Origin of the sequence: Treponema socranskii subsp. socranskii VPI DR56BR1116 = ATCC 35536, from assembly GCF_000468115.1 — a bacterium.
Classification (GTDB): domain Bacteria; phylum Spirochaetota; class Spirochaetia; order Treponematales; family Treponemataceae; genus Treponema_D; species Treponema_D socranskii.
In genome coordinates this window covers 39,411-45,984 of the sequence record NZ_AVQI01000012.1, presented here as the reverse complement: position 1 = coordinate 45,984, position 6,574 = coordinate 39,411, and the positions used below count along the sequence as shown (strand labels likewise).

Genomic DNA, 6,574 nt, shown 5'->3' with positions numbered 1-6,574 from the left:
TATGCTCATAGCCGAATACGATTACGATGTAGACATCGCCGTGCAGCGGGAAGAAGAAAGAGAAATCGCACTGCAGGAAGGCTCATACCAAGCTAAGCTTGAAACGGCAAAAACCATGCTCGCTATGCACTATCCGCTTGAAGACATTTGCAAAATAACCGGTTTCACGAAAGCGGAAGTCGAACAGCTGTAAGTATTCCGTACCCCGAAGTCTTGTCTGCGCCGATATTCCGCAGCCCCAGCTCCCCGCTTCAGCGATTTTTCAGCAGATCCGCAAAGGGATTGTACGTCATACCGTCGTTCCGCACGCCGCCCGTTTTTACGCCTGAGCTTTGACGGTTTTTGCCGTCGTTCTTCTGCCGCGTGCCGTCCGCATTTTTCGAAAGCGCTTTTACGACGACCGCTCTCTTTGCGCCCCCGTTCGCTTTTTTTTCATGCGGTGTTTTTCCGTTTCCCTTGTCGCCGGATTTCGCTTCCGTCGGATTGAGTGCGCGCGATGCTGCGTCGCTTTTCAGCGACAGGCTGATGCGTTTTCTGTCGGGATCGAGCGCAAGAATCGTAAATTCTTTGACGTCGCCGACCTTGACGATTTCCATCGGCTCTCTGACGAAATTGTCCGAAAGCTCGCTGATGTGGATGAGTCCCGTTTCGTGCAAACCGAGGTCGACGAAAGCGCCGAAGTCGACGACGTTTTTGATTTTTCCGGTAACTTTCATGCCCGGCTTCAAATCTTCGAACTGCATGACGCCTTTTTGCATGATCGGAGCGGGGTAGTCGTCGCGCGGATCGCGGTTCGGCTTTTTCAATTCTTCTGCAATATCCGAAATCGTCGTTTCCCCGATGCCGTATTTTTCTTCGAGTTTCTTTTTCAATTCGGCGGAAACTTCGCCTCCCGATTTGATGACGGCAAAAAGCTCGCGCGCCGCTTCGTAGTTTTCGGGATGCACCCACGTGTTGTCGAGCGGCTCTCCGCTTTCGGGAATTTTTAAAAATCCCGCGCACTGCTCGAAAGTTTTCGGGCCGAGTCCGCTCACTTTTTTCAAATCGTCGCGGCTTGTGATCTTTCCGTTCGCATCGCGGTATGCGACGATCTTTTTCGCCGTCGCCGGCGTAATGCCCGAAACGTATTTTAAAAGCGAACTGCTCGCCGTATTCAAATTGACGCCGACTTTGTTTACGACGGAGCCTACCACTTCGTCGAGCATGTCGGAAAGTTTTTTTTGATTGACGTCGTGCTGATAGAGTCCGACGCCGATCGCTTTCGGATCGATTTTGACGAGTTCGGCGAGCGGATCCTGCAGCCGCCGCCCCATACTCACCGCTCCGCGGATCGTCAAATCCAAGTCGGGAAACTCTTCGCGCGCGATGTCGCTTGCGGAATACACCGACGCACCGCTTTCGTCTACGACCGTGTAGCGCACGTCGGGATAGTTTTCGCTTATGACGCGGCTTACGAGTTCGCGCACTTCGGGACTTCCCGTTCCGTTTCCGACGGCGACGACTTGAATATCGTATTTTTTGATCGCAGCTTTAAGCGCTTCGTAAGAACCCGAAACGTCGGCGACTTGCTTTATTAAAAAGCTTCCGAGATATTTTCCCGTTTCGTCGAGAGCGGCGCACTTCGTTCCGGTTCGTATGCCCGGATCGACGCCGAGCACGCGGCTGCCTTTGATCGGCTGCGTCATCAAAAGGTTTCTGAGGTTTTCGCTGAATATGCCGATGCCGTGTTCGTCCGCTTTGTCCGTTTCGTCGCTGCGGATTTCGCGCACGACAGCCGGTGAAAGGAGTCTCACGACGCCGTCTTTGATCGCATCCGCGTGATACGCGTTGTTGATCGTTTGGCGCTTTTGCAGCATATCTACGGCCGTATCGACGTCCACGTTTACGGTAACTTCGAGCGCTTCTTCCCTTTCTCCGCGGTTTATCGCGAGAATGCGGTGCGGCTTTATCTGATTGAGCGGCTCCGCGTAATCCCAATACATTTGATATGTCGACGTCTTTTGCTTTTCTTCGTCTCCGATACCTTTCGAAACGATCGAGCCGGTCGCCATATAAAGATCGTACACCGCTTTGCGATTTGTGCTGTCCTGAGCCGTCCTTTCCGCGATGATGTCTTTCGCACCCGCGATCGCATCCTCTGCAGTCGGAACCGAAAGTTCGGGGTTGTCGTCGTTTATTTTAATAAATTCTTCCGCCTTTTTTTCGATTGCCGTATCGTCGAGCGTGAGCATCGCATCCGCAAGCGCTTCGAGCCCGCGTTCGATCGCAATCATGCCGCGCGTTTTCTTTTTCTTTTTAAACGGCGCCCATAAGTCTTCAAGCGCCGTGAGCGTAAGCGCGCTCATTACCGCGTCGTACAGAGATTCGGTGAGTTTTCCTTGAGCAAAAATACCCCTCGCGATTTCGAGGCGCCGCTCTTCGAGATTTTTATGCGATTTGAACAGACGGTCGCAGTCGCGTATCTGCATTTCGTCGAGCGAACCGTGCTTTTCTTTTCGATAGCGCGCGATAAACGGAACCGTGCAGCCTTCGTTTACGAGGTCGATGACGGCGCGCACCTGCGTTTCGCGGATGCCGATTTCCGCCGCGATTTTTTGTTCGATGAGCGCTTCATCGATTGCGAGCGCGTCCATTGTGTCTTGAGTAAATTCCATATAGGCGCTATTGTACGGAAAAGGACGGTGCGTGGCAAGGAAGATGAAAAATATATGTGTGATGTTTTTTTATACGGTATTGTTATGCACTGTTTTTGCCTGTAGTTCTGTTCCTATGAATCGGACTACGGAAAAAGGTAATTTGTTGATATTCAGGCTTAACCTTCGAGTTTACGAGAAAAAAATACGGAAATATCCCGATAATTATCGGCTGTATTATGAGCGGGGAAATTATTATTGTTTGTCGGGATACTATAATGCGGCACTGGCGGATATAAATAAAGCTCTGCAAATACAGCCGTCTTATGAGGAAGCGCTTTTATTAAGGGGAATGATTTTTATTTGTAAGGCGCAATATAAGGACGCGCTTGCCGATTTCGACGAAGCACTTGTGTTGATTCCCGACGACGACAGAGTATACAATAACAGAGCATGCCTCTATATACAGTTGGGAGATCTGGAAAAAGCACTTCGTGATATCGATACCGCTATAGAGTTGAATCCGAAGTGTGCCTTACATTTTAAAAATAAAGGACAAATCCGTTATCGAATGAATGATTATGAAAATGCGGTTTTACATTATTCTCATGCGATAAGGCTGAATCCTAAAAATGCGGAAACCTATTTTGATCGGGGTGCGGCATATGAAATGCTGCGACGATATGATGCGGCCTTGAGCGATTACCGTAAAGCCGCAACATTAAAATACCGCGTTTCGGATGTGTATTTTCATATAGGCGTTTGCTGTTACCGTTTGCAAAAATACGGTGATGCTCTCGATGCGTTTACCGAAGCGATTAAAATCGATGATGCAAATTATATATTCTATGAATGGCGAGGTAATACAAATCTTGCATTAGAAAGACGTAACAAAGCGGAGGCGGATTTTGATGCGATGAAACGGCTTATGGCAAACGCTTCGCTGCAGTAATTTTAAAAAATAATATTGCAAGTCACTCTTTGAAATTACGCTGCTCCCGCTTTTTTTTCATACATCATATCCGTTTTCGAATTGCCCCATCCTTCCGTCGCCTTCCTTTACCTATACCGCGTCCTATCTTTACTTTTTTCTTAATTACTGTTAAAAATTTCACAGTAAATGCGGATTTTCCGATTTTTTTAGATTTTTCGGCTTCGAATCGATGGAAAAGGCCGAATTTTCCGTTGACCGGAAAACCTGACATCCGTTACTATCGGGAGGATTGCGATGAACGAAATGCTTGCCGCGCCGCAAAAGCGCGTTTCCGAACCGTCGAAGCGGCGGCTCGTGCTCTTGGCAGAACTTCTTTCGCGCACGGATAAAACGCGCATTACGTCGGTCGAGCTTGCATCTCTCGTGCATTGGAGTTCCGCGCTCATCAGGCACGATATAGCGTCGATCGGTTTTTGCGGCGGCGTTTCAAACGGCTACGACGTGCGCCGCCTCTGCGATGCGATTTTGCGTTTTTTCGAAATCGCTCCCGCGTCGAGCGAAAAGAAGTGCTGCATTGTCGGTTTGGGCAGGCTCGGCACCGCCCTCCTCGACGAAGCGATATTCGACGGCACGGGCTATAAAATCGTCGCGGGATTCGATCCGAACGTAAACCGGACGGAAATCCTCCGATCTGCGTTTCCGCTCTATCCGGCATCGCGGATCGAAGCGGTCGTCGCTTCGGAACGCATCGAATATGCGATCCTCGCGTCGAAAAACGAAGATGCCGCATCCCTTGCTTCGCGCCTTGTTTTTTGCGGCATACGCGGTATCGTCAATTATACCGATGCCGTGCTGGGATCGACCGTATCGGCTCGGGTGGAAAACGCATCTCCGGTGACGCTCCTTCGAACGCTTTCCGCCCGCACTTCGGGCGCTTGGAGAAAAGTTTTATGAAAAGAAGAATTATTATATTATTTATTATAATTTTCACTATAATTGGAATAACATCTTGTAAAAACGGTGAAAAAGAATTATTTGAAAAAATAATCGAAACAGAAAAAAAATTACTTCAAAATAATATTTCCAAAATTCTTGATGAACTGGAATTTCAAGATAAATATTCGATTTCGATAATTTATCAAAAAACACAGGAATATTCCAAAAGAGCGGTTTCCGAACAAGTTATAACTAAAAGGGTTTTTGGCAAAGCTGATTTTTCGGAAAATAATAGTAATCCGGATACTGTTGATGGAATGTGGGAAGAAAAAGCATATACAGCCAATTATAATGACAAAAAAGAAAATGATGATTTAAAACATGGTTACTTTTCTGTAATAATTATTATTGATGAAGTGGATAAAGAAAAGCGAGATAAAATAATGGCTTTAATGAATTACTCTGTTGCTAATTCAACTCGTGGTGATTTGATAAATGTAATATCAAAATCGGATTTTTCAAATAACAAATGAGGTATAACTCGGTAAGAAATATTTTTACCTAACACCGTTTTCAAAACCGATACGCGGTCAAGCTACCTGCGGTTTAAAATAATGATAGGCCTATGCTCACATTGGGTAAGAATAAAGACTATGAATATGGTTGAAGTAGAAAAACTTTTATCGGAAGCTGAAAAAATAAAAAAAGATTCTCTTACAAATATACAAGATTTATTAAATATTTCTAAAGAATATTCATCACAAAAAGATGAAGTTATTAAAGAATATGATTTAAATCTTACAGATAAATTTAATATTTTTGAAACAATATCGGATTTATATAAAAGAGAAAAATTCCACAGTGATATTTTGTATACCATTTTGAATCCGACTACTCCGCAAATCGGTAAAATCGCAAGCTTAATCTTTATTGATAATTTTGTAAAAATGCTGGATTTGGATTACGAATTTATTATAGATAATACCGTCAAAATTTCAAAAGAGGAATATAATTCTGTATGGGATGGAAGTGAAGAAAAAAAAGGTTATATTGACTTATTGATAACAAATAATCATAACCAGGCAATTATTGTAGAAAATAAACTGAATGGCGCTCCTGACCAACCGAATCAAATTGTCAGGTATATGAAATATGTGCAGGAACAAAAATTTGGAAAAAACAGCAAAGTTGATATGACTGTGGTGTATCTTACGTTGATTCCCGGAAAGAAACCTGATATTGATAGTTATGATTCAGTATTTGAAGATTATACTAAACTTATCCGTGATACAAAGTATGGAGATGGAAAAGTTTTAAAATATCGTTCAGCTATTGACAGGGACAAAAACAAAGGAAGTTTAATCAAGTTCTTAAGAAATTGTCTGGAATCTCCTGAATTAAAAGATGTGACCAACTCAGAAGTCATGCTTACAAAAGTTTATTTGGAACAATATAAAATCTTGTTAGGACATTTAGGAGGCGATGAAGCCATGTTGGAGTATCAAAAAAAATTGCTTGAAAAGATTTATTCCTCTGAAGAGAATTACAAGGCTGCAAAAGATTTAGTTGCAGTTTTTGAACAGGACAAAAATGATGTATTAGGTTCAATTATCACTGATCAATTAAAAAATTTACTTGAGCCGCTAGGATTTTGTTTTGAAAGTTGGGAGTATAGCGACTGGGGCTGCTATATCTTTACAAAAGATATAAGTTCGGATTATTTATATGCAGCAGGTCTAGGCGGCCAATTACAACTCGGTTTTGGAACTCATAACAAAATTTCTAAGCAGAATCAGAAAATTTATCAAAACATTTTGGAAGATATTTATAAAGTAAAAACAGAAACTGAAGAGGATAAGTGGGTGTGGCTAGACATAGAACCGTTGGATGATAAAGAAAGCCTTAAGGAGTTTTTACAATTTTATACAAGCTTACTTCCTAACGTAAAAGAAAGATTTTTAACAATAAAATAGGCATAACACAGTTTTCGTCGCCGACAAACGGGACGAGAGCGTTTGCGCTTAAAATGTTTGCGGATCGATAACGCGAATTATCGAAAATATAGGAGCCA

Annotated in this window: 5 protein-coding genes and 1 pseudogene; 5 read left to right on the top strand and 1 reads right to left on the bottom strand. The window is 43.8% G+C overall.

What is annotated here, in order from left to right:
* Positions 1-193 (top strand): annotated as a pseudogene (locus HMPREF0860_RS13875) (hypothetical protein); the annotation flags it as partial.
* Between the two features lie 58 nt (positions 194-251).
* Here HMPREF0860_RS13875 and HMPREF0860_RS01925 read toward each other — a convergent pair.
* The gene (locus HMPREF0860_RS01925) at positions 252-2,654 is read right to left on the bottom strand and encodes a helix-hairpin-helix domain-containing protein (RefSeq protein ID WP_038082118.1); all 2,403 of its coding nucleotides are present in this window, start codon (positions 2,652-2,654) and stop codon (positions 252-254) included.
* A gap of 31 nt (positions 2,655-2,685) precedes the next feature.
* On the opposite strand from HMPREF0860_RS01925, the gene HMPREF0860_RS01920 reads away from it, so the two are divergent.
* From HMPREF0860_RS01920 to HMPREF0860_RS01900, 4 genes are all read left to right on the top strand, one after another.
* Positions 2,686-3,585 (top strand): tetratricopeptide repeat protein, encoded by a 900-nt coding sequence (locus HMPREF0860_RS01920; protein ID WP_021495437.1) that lies wholly within the window; start codon positions 2,686-2,688, stop codon positions 3,583-3,585.
* A gap of 276 nt (positions 3,586-3,861) precedes the next feature.
* Positions 3,862-4,521 (top strand): Gfo/Idh/MocA family oxidoreductase, encoded by a 660-nt coding sequence (locus HMPREF0860_RS01910; RefSeq protein WP_021330270.1) that lies wholly within the window; start codon positions 3,862-3,864, stop codon positions 4,519-4,521.
* Positions 4,518-5,036, top strand: a complete 519-nt coding sequence (locus HMPREF0860_RS01905; RefSeq protein ID WP_021330365.1) for a hypothetical protein — start codon at positions 4,518-4,520, stop codon at positions 5,034-5,036. The genes HMPREF0860_RS01910 and HMPREF0860_RS01905 overlap by 4 nt, the downstream gene beginning before the upstream one ends.
* A gap of 126 nt (positions 5,037-5,162) precedes the next feature.
* A complete protein-coding gene (locus HMPREF0860_RS01900; RefSeq protein ID WP_162146984.1) occupies positions 5,163-6,476 on the top strand; it encodes a PD-(D/E)XK nuclease family protein in 1,314 nt (437 codons plus the stop codon).
* Positions 6,477-6,574: the final 98 nt, after the last annotated feature.

What these genes read in the sequence shown, in the direction of transcription:
- HMPREF0860_RS01925 (WP_038082118.1), bottom strand. Translation starts at nt 2,654, where the DNA reads ATGGAATTTACTCAAGACACAATGGACGCGCTCGCAATCGATGAAGCG.
- HMPREF0860_RS01910 (WP_021330270.1), top strand. Translation starts at nt 3,862, where the DNA reads ATGAACGAAATGCTTGCCGCGCCGCAAAAGCGCGTTTCCGAACCGTCG.
- HMPREF0860_RS01905 (WP_021330365.1), top strand. Translation starts at nt 4,518, where the DNA reads ATGAAAAGAAGAATTATTATATTATTTATTATAATTTTCACTATAATT.
- HMPREF0860_RS01900 (WP_162146984.1), top strand. Translation starts at nt 5,163, where the DNA reads ATGGTTGAAGTAGAAAAACTTTTATCGGAAGCTGAAAAAATAAAAAAA.